This is a genomic window from Sandarakinorhabdus glacialis, assembly GCF_014643455.1.
Lineage (GTDB): Bacteria > Pseudomonadota > Alphaproteobacteria > Sphingomonadales > Sphingomonadaceae > Sandarakinorhabdus > Sandarakinorhabdus glacialis.
The window spans coordinates 139,010-157,143 of the sequence record NZ_BMJM01000004.1 but is presented as its reverse complement, the minus strand read 5'-3'; the positions used below and the strand labels follow the sequence as shown (position 1 = coordinate 157,143).

At 66.1% G+C, this 18,134-nt stretch carries 22 protein-coding genes; 16 read left to right on the top strand and 6 right to left on the bottom strand.

What is annotated here, in order from left to right:
* The first annotated feature begins 18 nt into the window (after positions 1-18).
* Positions 19-1,032, top strand: a complete 1,014-nt coding sequence (locus IEW98_RS07360; protein ID WP_243450616.1) for an NADP-dependent oxidoreductase — start codon at positions 19-21, stop codon at positions 1,030-1,032.
* A gap of 5 nt (positions 1,033-1,037) precedes the next feature.
* On the opposite strand, the gene IEW98_RS07355 is transcribed toward IEW98_RS07360, so the two are convergent.
* The 3 genes from IEW98_RS07355 to IEW98_RS07345 all read right to left on the bottom strand — a co-directional run bounded on the left by IEW98_RS07355 (position 1,038) and on the right by IEW98_RS07345 (position 4,277).
* Positions 1,038-2,186: an acyl-CoA dehydrogenase family protein gene (locus IEW98_RS07355; RefSeq protein ID WP_188762284.1), complete on the bottom strand. Its 1,149-nt coding sequence runs from the start codon at positions 2,184-2,186 to the stop codon at positions 1,038-1,040.
* Positions 2,187-2,313: 127 nt separating this feature from the next.
* Positions 2,314-3,480: an acyl-CoA dehydrogenase family protein gene (locus IEW98_RS07350; protein WP_188762283.1), complete on the bottom strand. Its 1,167-nt coding sequence runs from the start codon at positions 3,478-3,480 to the stop codon at positions 2,314-2,316.
* Positions 3,477-4,277, bottom strand: coding sequence for an enoyl-CoA hydratase/isomerase family protein (locus tag IEW98_RS07345; protein WP_188762282.1), 801 nt, complete (start codon positions 4,275-4,277; stop codon positions 3,477-3,479). The genes IEW98_RS07350 and IEW98_RS07345 overlap by 4 nt, the downstream gene beginning before the upstream one ends.
* A 74-nt stretch (positions 4,278-4,351) precedes the next feature.
* Between IEW98_RS07345 and IEW98_RS07340 the strand changes: the two genes are divergently transcribed.
* The gene (locus IEW98_RS07340) at positions 4,352-5,125 is read left to right on the top strand and encodes a precorrin-2 dehydrogenase/sirohydrochlorin ferrochelatase family protein (protein ID WP_243450615.1); all 774 of its coding nucleotides are present in this window, start codon (positions 4,352-4,354) and stop codon (positions 5,123-5,125) included.
* A 6-nt stretch (positions 5,126-5,131) separates the two neighbouring features.
* Here IEW98_RS07340 and IEW98_RS07335 read toward each other — a convergent pair whose 3' ends face one another.
* On the bottom strand, positions 5,132-5,698 hold the full coding sequence (locus IEW98_RS07335; protein WP_188762280.1) for an HNH endonuclease: 567 nt from the start codon (positions 5,696-5,698) through the stop codon (positions 5,132-5,134).
* A 304-nt stretch (positions 5,699-6,002) separates the two neighbouring features.
* On the opposite strand from IEW98_RS07335, the gene IEW98_RS07330 reads away from it, so the two are divergent.
* From IEW98_RS07330 to IEW98_RS07305, 6 genes are all read left to right on the top strand, one after another.
* A complete protein-coding gene (locus IEW98_RS07330; protein ID WP_243450614.1) occupies positions 6,003-6,206 on the top strand; it encodes a twin transmembrane helix small protein in 204 nt (67 codons plus the stop codon).
* A gap of 2 nt (positions 6,207-6,208) precedes the next feature.
* Positions 6,209-6,763 (top strand): cob(I)yrinic acid a,c-diamide adenosyltransferase, encoded by a 555-nt coding sequence (locus IEW98_RS07325; protein ID WP_188762279.1) that lies wholly within the window; start codon positions 6,209-6,211, stop codon positions 6,761-6,763.
* A gap of 34 nt (positions 6,764-6,797) precedes the next feature.
* On the top strand, positions 6,798-8,033 hold the full coding sequence (egtB, locus tag IEW98_RS07320; RefSeq protein ID WP_243450613.1) for an ergothioneine biosynthesis protein EgtB: 1,236 nt from the start codon (positions 6,798-6,800) through the stop codon (positions 8,031-8,033).
* Position 8,034: 1 nt separating this feature from the next.
* Complete coding sequence (gene egtD / locus IEW98_RS07315; RefSeq protein WP_188762277.1) at positions 8,035-9,000, top strand: L-histidine N(alpha)-methyltransferase; 966 nt, start codon at positions 8,035-8,037, stop codon at positions 8,998-9,000.
* An 89-nt stretch (positions 9,001-9,089) separates the two neighbouring features.
* Complete coding sequence (locus IEW98_RS07310; protein WP_188762276.1) at positions 9,090-9,839, top strand: electron transfer flavoprotein subunit beta/FixA family protein; 750 nt, start codon at positions 9,090-9,092, stop codon at positions 9,837-9,839.
* Positions 9,836-10,768 carry an electron transfer flavoprotein subunit alpha/FixB family protein gene (locus IEW98_RS07305; RefSeq protein WP_188762275.1) on the top strand — a complete coding sequence of 311 codons (933 nt, stop codon included), beginning with the start codon at positions 9,836-9,838 and terminating at the stop codon, positions 10,766-10,768. The genes IEW98_RS07310 and IEW98_RS07305 overlap by 4 nt, the downstream gene beginning before the upstream one ends.
* Positions 10,769-10,913: 145 nt before the next feature.
* Here IEW98_RS07305 and argB read toward each other — a convergent pair whose 3' ends face one another.
* Entirely contained in the window at positions 10,914-11,810 is an 897-nt protein-coding gene (argB, locus tag IEW98_RS07300) for an acetylglutamate kinase (protein ID WP_188762274.1), read from the bottom strand.
* A 187-nt stretch (positions 11,811-11,997) separates the two neighbouring features.
* On the opposite strand from argB, the gene gntA reads away from it, so the two are divergent.
* From gntA to IEW98_RS07285, 3 genes are read left to right on the top strand one after another with little or no spacing between them, the layout of a single operon-like run.
* The gene (gene gntA / locus IEW98_RS07295) at positions 11,998-12,720 is read left to right on the top strand and encodes a guanitoxin biosynthesis heme-dependent pre-guanitoxin N-hydroxylase GntA (protein WP_188762273.1); all 723 of its coding nucleotides are present in this window, start codon (positions 11,998-12,000) and stop codon (positions 12,718-12,720) included.
* Positions 12,710-13,291, top strand: a complete 582-nt coding sequence (locus IEW98_RS07290; RefSeq protein WP_188762272.1) for a DUF1989 domain-containing protein — start codon at positions 12,710-12,712, stop codon at positions 13,289-13,291. The genes gntA and IEW98_RS07290 overlap by 11 nt, the downstream gene beginning before the upstream one ends.
* 44 nt (positions 13,292-13,335) lie before the next feature.
* Complete coding sequence (locus tag IEW98_RS07285; protein WP_188762271.1) at positions 13,336-14,118, top strand: MerR family transcriptional regulator; 783 nt, start codon at positions 13,336-13,338, stop codon at positions 14,116-14,118.
* Here the strand turns inward: IEW98_RS07285 and IEW98_RS07280 are convergent.
* Positions 14,085-14,954, bottom strand: coding sequence for a 3-hydroxybutyryl-CoA dehydrogenase (locus tag IEW98_RS07280; protein ID WP_188762270.1), 870 nt, complete (start codon positions 14,952-14,954; stop codon positions 14,085-14,087). The genes IEW98_RS07285 and IEW98_RS07280 overlap by 34 nt on opposite strands.
* Positions 14,955-15,021: 67 nt before the next feature.
* On the opposite strand from IEW98_RS07280, the gene IEW98_RS07275 reads away from it, so the two are divergent.
* The 5 genes from IEW98_RS07275 (at position 15,022) to IEW98_RS07255 (ending at position 18,050) form a co-directional block, all read left to right on the top strand.
* The gene (locus IEW98_RS07275; RefSeq protein WP_188762269.1) at positions 15,022-15,801 is read left to right on the top strand and encodes an SDR family oxidoreductase; all 780 of its coding nucleotides are present in this window, start codon (positions 15,022-15,024) and stop codon (positions 15,799-15,801) included.
* A gap of 90 nt (positions 15,802-15,891) precedes the next feature.
* Positions 15,892-16,191 carry a YggT family protein gene (locus IEW98_RS07270; RefSeq protein ID WP_188762268.1) on the top strand — a complete coding sequence of 100 codons (300 nt, stop codon included), beginning with the start codon at positions 15,892-15,894 and terminating at the stop codon, positions 16,189-16,191.
* Positions 16,191-16,517, top strand: coding sequence for an ACR/YggU family protein (locus IEW98_RS07265; protein ID WP_188762267.1), 327 nt, complete (start codon positions 16,191-16,193; stop codon positions 16,515-16,517). Before IEW98_RS07270 ends, IEW98_RS07265 begins: the two co-directional genes overlap by 1 nt.
* Before the next feature lie 10 nt (positions 16,518-16,527).
* Positions 16,528-17,394, top strand: a complete 867-nt coding sequence (locus tag IEW98_RS07260) for a bifunctional 5,10-methylenetetrahydrofolate dehydrogenase/5,10-methenyltetrahydrofolate cyclohydrolase (protein ID WP_188762266.1) — start codon at positions 16,528-16,530, stop codon at positions 17,392-17,394.
* Positions 17,395-17,402: 8 nt separating this feature from the next.
* Positions 17,403-18,050 carry a MarC family protein gene (locus tag IEW98_RS07255; RefSeq protein WP_188762432.1) on the top strand — a complete coding sequence of 216 codons (648 nt, stop codon included), beginning with the start codon at positions 17,403-17,405 and terminating at the stop codon, positions 18,048-18,050.
* The last annotated feature ends 84 nt before the right edge of the window (positions 18,051-18,134 follow it).

Below are 18,134 nucleotides of genomic sequence, written 5' to 3'. Positions count from 1 at the left end.
TGTCCTGGGGAGCCTCGCATGTCACCGCGCGAAATGGAACGCATCGTGCTGGTCCGGCATATCGACGGCGCGCCGTCCCCCGACGATTTTCGCATCGAACGCGTCGCCATCCCGGAACTCGCCGACGGCCAGTTTCTCGCCCGCAACCAGTTCGTATCATGCGACCCCGGCACCCGTTCGCGGCTGTCGCCCGGTGCCAGCTATGCCCCGCCGCTACAGCCCGGTGCGCCGGTCGATGGCTTTTCGGTCGGCGAAGTCATTGAAAGCCGGAACGAACACTTTGCCGTCGGCGACAAGGTGGCGCTCACCGGCTGGGCAACGCACGTCGTGTCGAACGGTCGCGGCTATGCCGTCAAGCTCCCCGACCTCGGCGTACCGGAATCGCTGTGGATAGGCATACTCGGCGTGCCGGGAATGACGGCCTGGTTCGGGCTGAAGCGCGTCGCACAACTACAAGCCGGCGAGCGTGTCCTGGTGACCTCTGCCGCAGGCCCGGTGGGCGCAACCGCCGGCCAACTGGCAAAGCTCTGGGGCGCTTCGGAAGTTGTCGGCATCGCCGGTGGTCCCGAAAAATGCCAATGGTTGACGCAGGTTGCCGGCTTCGACCGCGCCATCGACTACAAGGCGCCCGACTTCGAAGGGCAATTCGCCGCTGCTGCCGAGGGCGGCTACGACGTGATGTTCGACAATGTCGGCAATGCCATGATCGACCGCGCGCTGCCGGTGATGAAGATGCGCGGGCGGATCGTCGTTTCGGGCCAGGTCGCGGACTACAACACCCCGGTCGACAAGGTGCCGGGGCTGAAGCACACGGCGCAATTCATCGCCAGGCGCCTGCGCATGGAAGGCCTGGTGGTGTTCGACGACCTGCCCGGGTTCTCGGCTGCCCAGGCCGAGCTTGCCACCATGATCGGCGACGGCCGTGTCCGCTACCGCGAAGAAATATTCGAAGGACTGGCGAGCCTGCCCGCGGCATTCTGCGGGCTCTTCACCGGCGCCAGCTTCGGCCGCCGGGTGATACGCGTCGGCTAGACCCTCTACAAAGCAAGATCGTCGGTCGGCAGTCCCAGCGCGACGCGGCCGGTCAATTCGAACGTCGCCGGTGCGACCATAATGTGCTGTGTCGCGACATGCGCATCGCGAAAGCGGCGCTGCAGCGGCGATGTCGCATAGGCCGCACTGCCGCCGGCAAGGTCATAAACGGTGCGCGTAACGTCGGCGGCAGTGCGGACTAGATAGGTCGCGGCGCGGCGCAGGCGAGCGCGGACTTCGATATCGAGCGGCTGGCCGGCAACGGCGAGCCCCCAGGCAGCTGCAATGTCGTGGTGCACCAGCGCCCGGGCCGCCTCGAGCGCCGCGTCGGCACGAGCATATTCAGCTTGTACCGTGCCGCGTTCGGCAAGGGTTCGAGATGACCCGGCGGCTTTCTTCGCGTTCGCAAGCGCCCTGAAATCGTCCAGCGCCCCGCGTGCATTGCCGGCGGCGACCGCTGCAATGCCGATGGCGAGCAGCCCGAACGGCGGGAAGCTGTAGAGCGCGCCGGGATCGCAAGGGCGGTCGGTCATGAACGACACGCTGCGCGATCGCGGCACGCGGACGTTGCTAACCGCCATATCGCCCGACCCGGTGCCGCGCAGGCCGCTGGTGTCCCATGTGTCGATCAGCTCGACGTCTTCGCGGCGAAAAAACATCATGCGATGGTCCGGCGTGCCGTTCGGCAATGTGCGCAGCTTGCCATCGTCGAAGATCAGCGCGCCGCCGAGCAGCCAGTCACAATTGGCCGATCCCGACGCCCAGGCCCAGCGGCCGCTGACGATATAATCGTCGCCGTCGGGGGTGGCCTTGCCCATCGGCGCGAACACCCCGCCGGTTATGGCGCCGGGGTCGCCGAAAATCTCGGTGGCATGGGGTTCGGGCAGATAGGCCGAAGTCAGGGCGGTGGTGCCGGCGATCATCGCGCACCAGCCGGTCGCCGCGTCGGCCTGCCCGAGAATTTCGAGGGCCCGGTAGATTTCCGCCGGCGTGGACTGGCTGCCGCCGAGGCTGGTCGGCACGGCCAAGCGGAAAAGTCCGGCCGCCGCCAGTTTCGCAGCGAGATCGGCAGGGAGGCGGCGCTGGGCTTCGGTATCGGCCGCGCGAGCCGCAATTTCGGGTGCGAGGGCGCGCGCGGCTTCGATGGGGGTCATAACTTCTCACCTGTCATGCCAGCGTAGGCTGGCATCCAGTCTTGCCGCGCGTACCGACTGCCGGCGCCTCGCTCCGCAGCTGGATGCCAGCCTTCGCTGGCATGACAATGTGGGAGGGGGGTGACCTTCACAGCTTCAGCAGGCTGGCGAGATTGTTCTTCTGCATGTCGCTGCTGCCCCCGACGATCGGCATGCCGAGCAGATCGCGCACATGGCGCTCCATGTCGAAAGCATCGGTCAGCCCATAGGCCCCCAGGATCTGCTGGCAGATCAGCGCGATCTCGACCCCCGTATCGGCAACGAAAAGCTTGGCCATGCTGGTTTCAACCGAGCAAGGCCGGCCTTCGTTGGCAAGCCACGCCGCATGGTAAAGCATGTGCCGTGCCGCCTGCAGCTTGGTTTTCGCCGTCACCAGCTTGTGCCGCACGACCTGATGCTGGGCGATCGGCTTGCCGAACTGGACCCGCGTCTGGGCGTATTCCCAGGCTTCGGCCAGAGCCGCGCGGGCGATCCCGAAAGCACACGCGCTGATCTCGAGCTTCTCGACATCAAGCGCGCGGCCGGCGAGCAATTGCCAGCCCTTGTTCCACATCTCCGGCCCGCCGACGATATTGGCCGCCGGCACCCGGACAGCGTCGAAATACACGTCCTGGCTGGTCATGTAGCGCAAATTGCTGTGCTCGATCGCCTGCATCGAGACGCCCGACGTTCCCGTCGGGATCAGCACAAACGACAGGTTGCGATAGCGGTCGCCCGGCTCGCCCGAACGCACCAGCGTGTAGATGACATCGGCCCAGTCGGCACCCGAGCACCAGCGCTTGGCGCCATCGATGACGACGCTATCACCCTCCAGACGGGCGCGCGTGGTAACGCTGGCAAGGTCGCCGCCGACATCGGGTTCCGAAAGTCCATATGCGAAAAACATCTCGCCGCGTGCCAGCCGGGGCAAATATTCGCGCTTTTGCGCCTCCGAGCCGTTCTCGCTCAGGTTCATGCCACCATAAAAGGCCGTGTGGATGAAAGGCCCGGCAAGCGCAGGGCCGACCTGCGCCAGTTCCTCGATGACGGCGATGGCGGCGACGATATCCTGCCCGGCGCCGCCGTATTCTTCGGGAATGGTCAGCGCCGTCAGTCCCAGCTTGTTGAGCTCGGCATAGACATCGCGAGGCCAACTATGCGCCTTGTCCCAGGCGACGCGCGCCTCCCGAGGCGCATGGGCAGCAACGAAGCGCGCCACCGTCTGGCGCAGCTGGGCGACATGTCCGGGTTCGTCGGCAAAGGTCCACAGGCTCATTCGCCGGTCAAATTGGGTTTGCGCTTTTCGCGAAAGGCGGCGACCGATTCAGCGCGGTCCTTGGCCATGTTGGACAGGGTCTCGTACGGAATCGAGGCGTCCATGAGCTGCTGGGCAAGGACGCGCAGCGGCTGGTTGGCGACCACCTTTGTCCAGCGCACCGCCCATTTCGGGTTGCCCTGCAGCTTGGCGACAAGCTCGGCGACCTTGGCGTCGAGCTCGGCGGTTGGCACGGCATAGTTGATCAGGCCCATCGCGGCGGCGCGCGGCGCCGGAATCAGGTCGCCGGTCATCAGGAATTCCTTGGCGCGGGCGTAACCGATCAACTGCGGCCAGATTACCGCGCCGCCATCGCCCGCCACCAGCCCGACCTTGACGTGGGGGTCGCCGATGACGGCGCGCTCGTCGGCGATGATGATGTCGCACAGCAGCGCGATGGTGGCGCCCAGCCCCGCGGCGGCGCCGTTCATCCGGCAGATGATCGGCTTTTCCATCTCGAGCAACGTCGTGACGATGCGCTTGGCATCCCAGCCGATATCGCGAAAGCGTTCCGGGTGGGCGATCTGCTCATCGAACCAATCGAAATCGCCGCCGGCACAGAACGCCCGCCCGGCGCCGGTCAGGATGATGATGTCGCTGTCCGGATCGCGCTGCAGGTCGGTAAACACTCGCGCCAGCTCCTCGTGCATGGCCTCGTCGACGCCATTGACGGGGTTGTTGCCGGTGATGGTGGCGGTCAGCACCCGGTCGTCGCGTGTGAAGGTAAAGCGCGTGTAGCCGGTGAGGGGTGTATGCATCGCCTGAAGGTGGCCGAAGGCGGCGCGGCGGTAAACTGTTGGAGGTGATGGGGACGGCGTGTCATCAGAAGGCAATGGATGTCCTGCCGATCTTTCTGAACCTGCGTGGCCGCGAGGTCATCGTCCTCGGCGATGGCGAGGCGGCAGCGGCGAAGGCACGCCTGGTCGTGGCGGCTGGCGGGATCATCGCCGGCGAGGATGCGACGGACCCGGTGGCCGCGTTCGTCGGCATCGATGATGAGGCCGAGGCACTGGCAGCAGCGGTGCGGCTGCGGGCGCGGGGGATGCTGGTCAATGTCGTCGACCGCCCGGCGGCGAGCGATTTCCTGATGGGGGCAATCATCGACCGCTCGCCGGTGGTGGTCGCGGTATCGACCGGCGGGGCGACCGCGAGCCTGTCGCGGGCGCTGCGGGGTCGTCTGGAGGCGTTGCTGCCGGCTTCCTTGGGTGCATTGGCGGCGGCAATCGGCAGCGCGCGCGGCGCAGCGTCGGCGCGGCACCCGTCGATGGCCGACCGGCGGCGCCTATGGGAACGCGCGCTGACGGAGGGCGGCATGCTCGATCCACTACGCGCGGTGACAGACGCGGGCGCAGCAGTTGCGGCGGCGATTGCGGGCGGCTCGGCAGCGGTTACCGAGGTGCTGGTCATCCCGGTGACCAGCACCGATCCGGGCGAACTGACTCTCAACCAGCTGGCGGCGCTCGGCCGCTGCGATGCCCTTGTGGTCGAGGGCGACGTGCCGCCGGCGGTGACAGACCGCGCGCGGCGCGATGCCGTGCGGCTCGATACGCTCGCGCCCGTCGAGGGGCTGACCGTCGTGCTGCAGGTGCGCGAGCACAAATCTTAAGGCCTATCAGGCCAGCAATTCCGTATCCCAGTAAAGATAATCCCGCCACGTGGCGTGGAGATAGTGCGGCGGAAACGCCCGCCCATTCTCCTGCAGATGAAACGTCGCTGGCTGAAACGGTCGCTGGTGCAGCCCCATGTGGGCCTCGGCCGGCGTGCGGCCACCCTTCTTCAGATTACACGGCGCGCAGGCGGTGGTGACATTCTCCCACGTCGTCCGCCCACCATAGGCCCGCGGCACGACATGATCGAAGGTCAAATCATTGCCGGCGCCGCAATATTGGCAGGCAAAGCGATCGCGCAGGAACAGGTTGAACCGGGTAAACGCCGGGTGGCTGGCGGGGCGGACATATTGGCGCAGCGCGATGACGCTGGGGATCTTCATCTCGAACGACGGTGAATGGATCACCCGGTCGTATTCGGCAACGATATCGACGCGTTCGAGGAACGCTGCCTTGATCGCGGTCTGCCACGGCCACAGTGACAGCGGATAATAGGACAATGGCGTATAGTCGGCATTGAGGACGAGCGCCGGACACGCATCCGGAGGCGACAAGATGTCGGGATGATACATGCGCTCGCCTGCTCCCCTTGCAAGGAATAGGCTGCCCTTTGCCACCGGCCCGTCGCACACGCCGCGAACACCGCTGGTCCGCGCTGTCCGCGATCAGGGCCGCTTCGAAAAGACGGCCGTTCCGTGGTTTACTTCCTCTACAACAGTTCGTGTGTCAGGCAAATGACAATACCGCATGTTGTTTCGGGGGCCGGCACAACCTGCGACGCCATGGCCCGTTGGCGCGGCGGGGGTGGACGCCCACCTGAAGGACGGGCAAACGTGCACTGCGCTGCACGGCTCTTGTCGGTACGAGGATATTACAATGAACATGCAGGCCGTGCTGATCATCTTCATGGTCGTCGCCGCGTTGGCCACGCTCGGTGTGCTTGCGCGCGGCATCATCATCATGGCGCGCGGCAAGGACGTCAGCGGCAAGCAGGCCAACAAGATGATGAGCTACCGCGTCGCCTTCCAGGCGCTGGCGATCGCCTTCATTGTCATCCTGTTCCTGATCAACCGGCCCTGATCATGGTCAGGCTCAACCGCATCTACACGCGCACCGGGGATGACGGCACCACCGGGCTGGTCGATGGCTCGCGCCGGTCCAAGGCCGATCCGCGGCTGCACGTCGTCGGCGCCGTCGACGAGGTCAACGCCGCCATCGGTATGGCCAGGCTCAGCGCCTCCCCCGCGACCGACACCGCGCTCAGTCGCGTCCAGAACGACCTGTTCGACCTCGGCGCCGACCTTGCCACGCCTGCCGGCATCGACGGCGCGCTGCGCATCGTCGCGGCCCAGGTCGATTGGCTCGAGGCGCAGATCGACGCCGCCAACGAAAACCTGTCACCGCTGAAGTCCTTCATCCTGCCCGCCGGCAGTCCCAGCGCAACCGCGCTGCATCTGGCGCGTACCATCACCCGGCGAGCGGAGCGCGACGGCGTTGCAGCGATTGCCGCAGGTGAGGCATTGAGCCACGCCGCGATGCAATATTTGAACCGTTTGTCAGATTATCTGTTTGTGTTGAGCCGGGTGGAGAATTCTGCCGACGGCGATGTTTTGTGGGTGCCCGGCGCCAACCGCTAGACGGTGGAGCCAGACGCCAGGCAAGGAGATGTCTATGGCGAGCGTATCGCTGGCCCCAGCGGCAACGCTGAGGGTCGATTTCGCAGCCACCCGGGCGCTCAGCGTCTCTTTGGTCGCGCCACTGTCCGATGCTGATGCCAGCGCCCAATCGATGCCCGATGCATCGCCGGTAAAGTGGCACTTGGCGCACACGACGTGGTTCCTCGAAACCTTTGTGCTGGCAGAGATGCCTGGCTACAGGGTGTTTGACGATCGCTTCGGTTATCTGTTCAACAGCTATTACGAATCGGTCGGCGCGCGCCATTCCCGCGTCGCGCGCGGCCTCATCACCCGGCCCAGCCTCGAAGACGTTCTCGCCTATCGCTATCATGTCGATGGCGCTCTTGACCGGCATTGGCATGCGCTCGGCGCCGAACACCTTGCGCTAATCACCCTCGGTGTGAACCACGAACAACAGCATCAGGAGCTGCTCCTCACCGACATCCTCGACCTGTTCGCCGCCAACCCGATCGAACCGGCAATGTTCCCGCCGACGCGTCTGGAATCGGTCGCCGTCGGCAATGGCTGGACCCGCCACGACGGCGGCATCGTCCGAGTTGGCCATGACGGCGACGGTTTCGCCTTCGATTGCGAAGGCCCCGCCCACGAAGTCCTTGTCCGCCCCTTCGCTCTCGCCGACCGGCTGGTCACCAATGCCGACTGGGCCGCATTCATCGCCGACGACGGCTACCGCAAGGCCGCGCTGTGGCTGTCCGACGGCTGGGCCTGGGTCAACCGCGAAGCCATCGCCGCCCCCTTGCGCTGGCAGCACGGCAACGACGGCTGGACCAGCTTCACCCTCAGCGGCCGCCGCAGTGTTGATCCCGCCGCCCCCGTAACCCACATCAGCTTCTACGAAGCCGACGCCTTTGCCAGCTGGGCCGGCGCCCGATTGCCGACCGAGGCCGAATGGGAGGTCGCCGCCCAAGCCCATGATGCCGGCAGCGGCAACCAGCTCGACCGCGCCGGACCCGTCGCGCCGACCGGCACCGCCAGCCTGTTTGGCGATTGCTGGCAATGGACCGCGTCGGCATTCCTGCCCTACCCCGGCTTTCGCCCGGTCGGCGGCGCCGTCGGCGAATACAACGGCAAGTTCATGAACGGGCAGATGGTCCTCAAGGGTGCGAGCTGCGCCACGCCGCGGGGCAGCAGCCGGGCCAGCGTCCGCAATTTCTTCTACCCGGCGCAGCGCTGGCAGTTCACCGGGCTGCGCCTGGCAAGGGAGCTCTGACATGGCCCGACCGCTAGCCGTCCATGACCAGCACGACGATTTCGCCGACGCCGTCCGCACGGGCCTCGCCCAGCCGCAAAAGGTCATTCCGGCGCGCTTCTTCTACGATCACGCCGGGTCGGAGCTGTTCGAGGCGATTACCGACCTGCCCGAATATTACCCCACGCGCACCGAAGTCGGCATCCTGTCGGCGCGCGCCGCCGAGATCGCCGAACTTGTCGGCCCCGGCCGCGCTGTCATCGAGTTCGGCTCGGGCTCGTCGGCCAAAACCCCGCTGCTACTCCGCGCCATCGCCCCCGCCGCCTATGTCCCCGTCGATATCTCGGCCGAATTCCTCCAGCAGTCCGCCGCCGCGCTGGCCACCGGTTTCCCCGGCCTGCCGGTGCTGCCCGTCGCCGCCGATTTCACCCAGCCGTTCCGCATGCCCGCAGCCATCGGCAATGCACCCCGTCTCGGCTTCTTCCCCGGCTCGACGCTGGGCAATCTCGCGCCCTTTGCCGCCACCGACCTGCTGCGCAGTTTTGCCGCAACTCTCGGCGACGCCAGCTGGCTGCTCATCGGCCTCGACATCGCCAAGGACCGCGAAACCCTCGAGGCCGCCTATGACGATGCGCAGGGCGTGACCGCCGCCTTCAACCTCAACCTTCTCCACCGCATCAATCGCGAGCTTGGCGGCACCATCGCCATCGAGGATTTTGCCCACCGCGCCGTCTGGAACGCCGACCTCGGCCGTATAGAGATGCACCTTGTCGCCAGGCGCGACACCGCGTTCGATGCCGCCGGCCAGCATTTCACCCTCCCCGAGGGCGAGCATATCCACACCGAAAACAGCTATAAATGGACGCGCCTCGAAGCCCGGCTACTCGCCCGCAGCAGCGGTTGGCTGCCTGTTGCCGACTGGACCGATGCCGATGGCAGGTTCGCCCTCCACCTGTGGCGCCGCGACCCCGGCCAGATGCAGCCATGACCCCTTTGGGCGCCTCTCACTAGGTTGACTGGCGCGTCAACCCGTAGCAATGCACCAGCATCCGATAACAGCCTTGGGAAGTATCACAGATGAAGGTCCTCGTGCCCGTCAAGCGGGTCGTCGATTACAACGTCAAGGTCCGGGTCAAGTCCGACCAGACCGGTGTTGAACTCGCCAACGTCAAGATGAGCATGAACCCTTTCGACGAGATCGCCGTCGAAGAGGCGATCCGCCTGAAGGAAAAGGGCATCGCCACCGAGATCATCGTCGTTTCCATCGGCGTCACCCAGTCGACCGAGACGCTGCGCACCGCACTGGCAATGGGCGCCGATCGCGGCATCCTGGTGACGACCGATGTCGCTGTGGAATCGCTCGCGGTCGCCAAGATCCTCGCCAAGATCGCCGAGGAGGAACAGCCCGGCCTGATCATTCTGGGCAAGCAGGCGATCGATGACGACGCCAACCAGACCGGCCAGATGCTCGCCGGCCTGCTCGGCTGGGGCCAGGGCACGTTTGCATCCAAGGTTTCGCCCGATGGCGACCGCGTCCAGGTCACCCGCGAAGTCGATGGCGGCGCCGAGACCGTCGATCTCAAGCTGCCGGCGATCGTCACCACCGATCTTCGCCTCAACGAGCCGCGTTACGCCAGCCTGCCCAACATCATGAAGGCCAAGGCGAAGCCGATCGCGCAGAAGACGCCGGCCGATTACGGCGTCGATCCAACGCCGCGGCTGACCATCCTCAAGGTCATCGAGCCCGGCAAGCGCCAGGCCGGGATCAAGGTCAAGACCGTCGATGAACTGGTCGAAAAGCTGAAGACGATTGGAGCTGTGCAATGAGCGTATTGGTTCTCGCCGAACACGATAACGTCGAACTCAAGGACGCCACCCTCGCCACCGTCACCGCTGCGGCGGCGCTGGGCGGCGATGTCCACATCCTCGTTGCCGGCAAGGGCGCGCAGGGCGTTGCCGATGCCGCCGCCAAGATCGCCGGCGTGTCGAAGGTGCTGCTCGCCGACGACGCCGCATACGAACATGCGCTCGCCGAAAACCTGGCGCCGCTGGTTGTCGCGCTGATGGCCAATTACGACGCCTTCGTCGCCCCGGCGACGACGCGCGGCAAGAACCTTGCCCCCCGCGTCGCGGCCTCGCTCGATGTCGCGCAGATCTCGGAAATTCTGTCGGTCGAAAGCCCCGACACCTTCACCCGCCCGATCTATGCCGGCAACGCCATCGCTACCGTCAAGTCGTCGGATGCCAAGAAGGTTATCACCGTTCGCGGCACCGCCTTCGACAAGGCCGCCACCTCCGGCGGTTCGGCGACGATCGAATCGGCCACGGCGCTCGCTGATTCGGGCCTGTCGACCTTCGCCGGTGCCGACCTGACCAAGTCGGCGCGCCCCGAGCTGACTGCCGCCAAGATCATCGTCTCGGGCGGCCGCGCGCTTGGTTCGTCGGAGAAGTTCCACGAGTTCATCGATCCGCTCGCCGACAAGCTCGGTGCCGCCGTCGGCGCCTCGCGCGCTGCCGTCGACGCTGGCTACGCCCCCAATGACTACCAGGTCGGCCAGACCGGCAAGATCGTCGCTCCCGAACTGTACCTGGCAATCGGCATTTCGGGTGCCATCCAGCACCTGGCGGGCATGAAGGACAGCAAGATCATCGTCGCCATCAACAAAGACGAGGAAGCCCCGATCTTCCAGGTGGCCGACGTCGGCCTCGTCGGCGACCTGTTCACGATCCTGCCGGAGCTGACCGCCAAGCTGTAAGCTTTCTAACCCGTCACCCCGGCGTTTTAACCCGTCACCCCGGCGGAGGCCGGGGCCCATCTCCAGCACGTCCCGGAAATGGGCCCCGGCCTCCGCCGGGATGACGCGGAGAGCAGGCGGCATCTAGCCCTCGCCGCCGCCCTTTCTACGCGTGAACGAGCGTCCCCACGCCCCGCCGCGTAAAGATCTCCAGCAACATGACGTGCCCGATCCGGCCATCGAGGATGACCGCCGCATCGACGCCGCCCTCGATCGCCGTGACACAGGTTTCCAGCTTGGGAATCATGCCGCCACTGATAGTGCCGTCCTCGATCAGCAGCGCGATATCGGCGGGTGTCAGGTCGGTCAGCAACTGCTTGTCCTTCGTCATCACCCCGGCGACGTCGGTCAGCAGGAACAGCCGCGCGGCGCCCAATGCGGCCGCAATCGCGCCCGCCATCGTATCGGCGTTGATGTTATAGGTATGCCCGTCGGCACCGACCGCGACCGGCGCGATGACCGGCACGATATTGGCCGCCAGCAACGTGTCGATCAGCGCCGTATCCACCGATTCGGGCTCGCCGACAAAGCCCAGATCGACGACCTGCTCGATGGCGCTGTCGGGATCGCGCGTCGTGCGCAGCGCCTTGCGCGCCCGGACCAGCCCCGCATCCTTGCCCGAAATGCCCGCCGCCCGCCCGCCGGCGCGTTCGATCCAGGCGACAAGTTCCTTGTTGATCGATCCCGCCAGCACCATCTCGGCAACCTGCGCAGTCTCGGCGTCGGTCACCCGCAAGCCATCGACAAAGCGCGTCTCGATCCCCAACCGCTTGAGCATCGCGCCGATCTGCGGCCCACCGCCATGGACGACCACCGGCAGGATGCCGACCGCTTTCAACAACACGATGTCCTCGGCGAAATCGCGCGCCAGTTCGGCATTGCCCATCGCGTGACCGCCGTATTTGACGACAAAGATCTTGCCCGCATAGCGCTGCAGATAAGGCAGCGCCTCGATCAGCGTTTCGGTCTTGGCGAGCAGTTCGGGATCGGGAGCATGGGACATGGGAGGGTGTATAGGGTGACCGATGCCGGGGCGAAAGCCTGCCGAACAAGCGGCTGCGCGTCGTGCGGCCGGTCGTCGCAGCGAAGCCAGGAATCCCCTGACTCCCGCGTCGGCGCACCCATATCGATCGTGATGCCGGGAACATCCCGGCACGCAGACGGTTTCGGCTGTCGACCAAGGAGCTTGTATGACGGCCGAAACAGAGCATCCGCTCGCCGAGCGGTTTCGCAATTTTGTGCGCGCTTCCGACTTCCCCTGTGTCGGGGCCAAATCGGCATTGTCGCGCAACAAGATGCGAATTCTCGTCGCCCGGGACCTGGCGTCGGCGTGGGATGATCTCCGCATTGTTCCCGAGCTATCGTCGCTCGCCGCCGACTATCGCACCACGCCCGAACTCTTCCAGACCCTGGTGGTGATCTTCGAACAGCCCGAAACCATCGCCGAGGCTGAATTCGAGCAATATCTCTGGGAACGCGTCCAATCGCTGTCCGACAAGGACGCCTTGTGGTTCGGGTCGCCGCAGGACGAGCGCGTCAGCGACAATCCCGAGGACCCGCATTTCTCGCTCAGCTTCGGCGGCGAGGCATTTTTCGTCGTCGGCCTGCATCCCGGCGCCAGCCGCCCGGCGCGGCGTTTCGAGCGTCCGGCGCTGGTATTCAACCTCCACGACCAGTTCGAGCAGCTACGCGCCCAGAATCGCTACGAGAAGCTGCGCAATTCGATTCTCGATCGCGATCTGGCGCTTGCCGGTACCATGAACCCGATGCTCGCCCGTCACGGCGATGCGTCGGAAGCCGCCCAATACAGCGGGCGTGTCGTCGGCAGGGACTGGCAATGCCCCTATGCCGGTCGCGGTGCCGGCGCCTTGCAGGATAACAACGACACATCGGGAATCCAGGATGCTGCATGAAATCGCGCCGCGGTCGGGCGTCGCCTTCACCCTCGACAAGGGCCAGCGGCTGACGGTGATCGACCCGCGCGGCGAGCAGGTCGCCGATCTCCTGGCATTCTCGCGTGCCGACACCAACGAAGTCATCTCGTCGGGGCGGACGCTCGATTACGCCAGCCGGATCTACCTGACGACTCCCGACCCGCTTTATTCGAACCGCTCGAACATCATGCTCCGCATCGTCCACGACACCGTCGGCCGCCACGATTTCCTGCTGACGCCGTGTTCCAAGGACACGTTTCGCATCATCTACGGCGACAAGGAGCCCCACCGCGGCTGCTTCGGCAACCTCGCCGCCGCGCTCGAACCATATGGCATCCTGCCTGACCAGATCCCCGTCGCCTTCAACCTGTTCATGAACGTTCCCGTCGACGCCGTCACCGGCGAGCTCAAAGTCCTGCCACCGCTAAGCAAGGCCGGCGACCACATCGTCCTCGAAGCCGAAACCGATCTCATCATCGGCCTCACCGCCTGTTCGGCGCTGCAATCCAACAACGGCAGCTTCAAGCCGATTCACTACCGCATCGACTGAAAGCCCTTGCGGTTGACGGAGCGTCATCGGCTACGGCTCGAGTCATGAAGACGATCCCGATAACCGAAGTCTGCCGCCGCACCGGGCTCTCCAGCCGCACGCTGCGCTTCTACGAAGCAAAGGGCCTGCTGCCGGCACAGCGCACCGCCGCGGGCCTGCGCTGTTACGACGAAACCGAGCTGGCGCGTCTCCACAACATCACCGCGCTCAAACGCGCCGGCTTCAGCCTGGCGCGCATCGCCCAATTGCTGGATAGCGCCGCACTCGACCTGCCGCGCATCATCGAGGCGCAGCTCGCCGCCCTCGCCGCGCAAAGTGCCGCGCTCACCGCCGCCAGCCAAAGCCTGTTCGCCGCCCAGCGCGCCCTCGCCGCCGGCCGCACCCTCGACATCGACACCTTCTGCACCCTCATCAAGCAAGGCGAGACCATCATGACCGACAAGGCCAACTGGCAACCCGTCCTCGACCGCTATTATTCGCCCGAGGAACAGGCCGAATGGGCCGCGCTCAAGGAACGCGCCTTCACCGGGTTCGACATGCAAGCCTATGCCGCAAGCTGGAAATCCCTCACCGACCGCATCGAATCTGCTCTGCCGCTCGACCCGGCCTCGGACCCGGCGCAGGTCTTCGTCACCGAATGGAACGCCCTCCAGGCCCCCTTCATGCGCGAAGCCGCGCCCAAGCTCGCCGCCGGCACCACCAAGCTTTACGATCACATCGACGAATGGTCCGGCACCGTCGAACCGCCGTTCTCCAAGGCAGTCTGGGACTTCATCACGGCCGCCTCGGCCGCTCAGCGCGTCGGCACCGGCTCCGCACCCGAATAATCGTAGAACCCGCGGCCGGATTTCTTCCCGTACCAGCCCGCCTCGACATATTTCACCAGCAGCGGCGCCGGGCGGTATTTCGGGTCGCCGGTCGCCTCCTGCATCACCCGCATGATGCTGAGCAGCGTGTCGAGCCCGACGAAATCGGCGAGCGTCAACGGCCCCATCGGGTGATTGGCGCCCAGCTTCAGCCCGGCATCGATATCCGTCACGCTGCCGACGCCTTCGCCCAGCGCAAAGATCGCCTCGTTGAGCATCGGGCACAGGATGCGGTTGACGATAAACGCCGGGCTGTCGGCTGCCTCGATCGCGGTCTTGCCGATCTTTGCTGCAAAGCCATGCATCGCCGCCTTGGTTTGCGCTGACGTCGCGAGCCCCGGGATGATCTCCACAAGCGTCATCAGCGGCACCGGATTGAAGAAATGCAGCCCGGTAAACCGCTCCGGCCGATCCGTCGCCGCCGCCAGCCGCGTGATCGAGATCGACGAGGTATTGGTCGCGATCAACGCTCCCGCCTTCAGATGCGGCGTCAGCCCGGCGAAAATCTTCACCTTCACCGCCTCGCTCTCGGTCGCCGCCTCGATAACGAGATCGGCAGCGGCAAAGGCAGCGCTGTCGGTGGTCAGGCTGATCCGCGTCATCGCCGCATCGGCATCGCCCTGCGTAACCAGCCCCTTCGACACACCGCGCCCTAGGTTCTTCGCGATCGTCGCCCGCGCCGCCTCCGCCCGTGCCATCTCGACGTCCGACAAAATGACATCATACCCCGCCAGCGCCGACACATGCGCGATGCCATTGCCCATGAGCCCTGCGCCGATAACCCCGATTGTCTGCATGCGAATCTCCTATGCGCCGGCTGTAGCGAGCCTTGCCCGCGCGGCAAACCCGGTTATGCCAACCCCCATGACAAGACTCGCGAACAAGACCGCCCTCGTCACCGGCGCCGCCCGCGGCATCGGCGAAGCCATCGCCCGCCGCTTCGCCGCCGAGGGTGCCACCGTCTGGGTGATCGACATCGATCCCGCCGGACAGGCTATAGCCGACGTCATCGGCGGCCACTTCCTCCACCTCGACGTGCGCGAAGAATCCGATTGGGCCGCCGCGATGGCTGCCATCCCGCGCCTCGACATCCTCGTCAACAACGCCGGCATTACTGGCTTCGAAGCCAGCCCGGGCCCGCACGACCCCGAACACGCCAGCCTCGCCGATTGGCGCGCCGTCCACGCCGTCAACCTCGACGGGACGTTCCTCGGCTGCCGCGCCGCCATCGCCGCGATGCGCCCGCACGGCACCGGCTCGATCATCAACATTTCGTCGCGCTCGGGGCTGGTCGGCATCCCCGCCGCCGCTGCCTATGCCTCTTCCAAGGCCGCCGTCCGCAACCACAGCAAGACCGTAGCGCTCTGGTGCGCGCAAACCGACCTCGCGGTGCGCTGCAATTCCATCCACCCCGCCGCCATCCTGACGCCGATGTGGGAAGCCATGATCGGCACCGGCCCCGATCGCGCCGCGATCATGGCAGCGCTCGTCGTCGACACCCCGCTCAAGCGCTTCGGCACCGTGGACGAGGTCGCGGCGATGGCCGTCTACCTCGCCAGCGACGAATCCGCCTATGTCACCGGAAGCGAGTTCCACATCGACGGCGGCCTGCTCGCCGGATCGGCCGCAACACCCGGCGGTTGAGCCCGCTACTACGCATTGCCGCTGCGCTGTGCGCAGGGTAATGCCTGTGCGCGCGGCCCGGAGCCGCCGATCCAGAAGCGGATTCCTTGCATGAATACCCTGTTCGTCGTCGTCGGACTCATCACGATGGCCCTACAATGGCTGATCTGGGCGCTGGTGATCTGGGCGGTGCTGTCGTGGCTGATCGCCTTCAACGTCGTCAACATGCAGAACGGCTTCGTCCGCGGCCTCGTCACCGGGCTCGACCGCTTCTTCAATCCGATGCTGCGGCCGATCCGCCGAATCCTGCCCGACATGGGCGGCATCGACCTGTCGCCGATGGTGCTCATCCTGCTCATCATGCTCGTCCAGCGCGGCCTGCCGGCGATCCTGCTCGACATGACCGCCTGATGAGCCTTCCACACGCCTGGTCCCCTGTTGTCGGCGGCGTCCGCCTGCGCGTCCGCGTCACCCCGCGCGGCGGCCGCGATGCCGTCGAAGGCATCGGCGCCGATGCCGATGAGGAACCCCATATCAGCGTCCGCGTCGCCGCTGCCCCTGTCGATGGCGACGCCAACGAAGCCGTCGAAAAGATCGTCGCGAAATGGCTCGGCGTGCCGAAAACCAGCGTCGAGGTCGTCATGGGCACCACCGTGCGCCTGAAAACACTGATGATCGACGGCGACCCGGTCCAGCTCCTGCATCGCTGCCAGGCGCTGGTAACCCCCGCTGCATGAGCGCCGCCTAATGACCGCCATCATCATCGACGGCAAGGCGCGCGGCCTCGCCCTGCGCACCACCGTCGCCGCCGGCGTCGCCGAATTCGCCGCCGCCCATGGCCGCGCGCCGGGGCTCAGCGTCGTCCTCGTCGGCCAGGATCCCGCCAGCGCCGTCTATGTCCGCATGAAGGGCGTCGCCACCCGCGAAGCCGGCATGGTCTCGGCCGAACACATCCTGCCCGCCGAGACCAGCGAACCCGAGCTGCTGGCGCTCATCGCCGCGCTCAATGCCGACCCAACCGTCGACGGCATCCTCGTCCAACTTCCGTTGCCGCGCCACATCGATACCGATCGCGTCCTTGCTGCGGTCGACCCGGCCAAGGACGTCGACGGCTTCCACCCGATCAACGTCGGCAAGCTCTCGGCGGGTCTCGACGCCCTGGTACCGTGCACGCCCGCTGGATGCCTGCTGCTCATCCTCGAGGCGCTCGGCGACATTTCGGGCAAGGAAGCCCTGGTCATCGGCCGCTCGAACATCGTCGGCAAGCCGATGGCGGCGCTGCTGCTCGCCAAGAGCGCCACCGTCACCATCGCCCACAGCCGCACCCGCGACCTCGCCGCGCACGTCGCCCGCGCCGAGATCGTCGTCGCCGCGGTCGGCGTCGCTGGCCTCGTCAAGGGCGAATGGATCCGGCCCGGCGCCTGCGTTATCGATGTCGGCACCAACCGCGTCACGGGCGCCGACGGCAAGGCCCGCCTGGTTGGCGACATCGAATTCGAACCCGCCCGCGCCCGCGCCGGCTGGATCACCCCCGTCCCCGGCGGCGTCGGCCCGATGACCATCGCCGGCCTGCTCGCCAACACGCTGCAAGCCGCAAAAGCCCGAGTATCATAATGGACTCGCTGCTCGCACTGTTCGTCTCGGCGTTCGTGACACTGTTCGTGGTGCTCGATCCGCCCGGCTGCGTGCCGATCTTCTCGAGCCTGACCAACGGCGCCGGCACTGCCCATCGCCGCTCGATGGCATTCCGCTCGGTCGCCATTGCCAGCGCCGTGCTGGTGGCGTTCGCGCTCGGTGGCCAGGCCTTTCTCGGCGCGCTCGGCATCAGCCTGCCGGCGTTCAAGATCGCTGGCGGCATCATGGTCTTCCTGATCGCCATCGACATGGTCTTCGAAAAACGCACCGAGCGCCGCGAGCACCGCGCCGAGGAAGTCATCTCCGCCGCTGCCGCTGCCGACAAGACCATCGAGTCGGAGGACATCTCGGTTTTCCCGATGGCCATCCCGATGCTCGCCGGCCCCGGTTCGCTGGCGGCGATCATGCTGCTCTCGGCGCGCAGCCACGGCTGGGAAGAATCGCTCGTCGTCATGCTGGCGCTGCTCGCCGTCATGCTGATCACCCTCGTCTCGCTGCTCATGGCGGGGCCGTTGATGCGGCTGATGGGCGCCAAGTTCGAAGGCGCCCTCACCCGCCTCCTCGGCGTCGTCCTCGCGGCACTTGCGGCCCAGTTCATCGTCGACGGCATCAAGCAAAGTTTCAGCATCGGCTAAGCCACGGGCTCACCGGATCAAGGCATCGCGATCAACCTGTCATCCCGGGCTCGACCCGGGACCCAGTTGCTTCTCCGCGCAAAT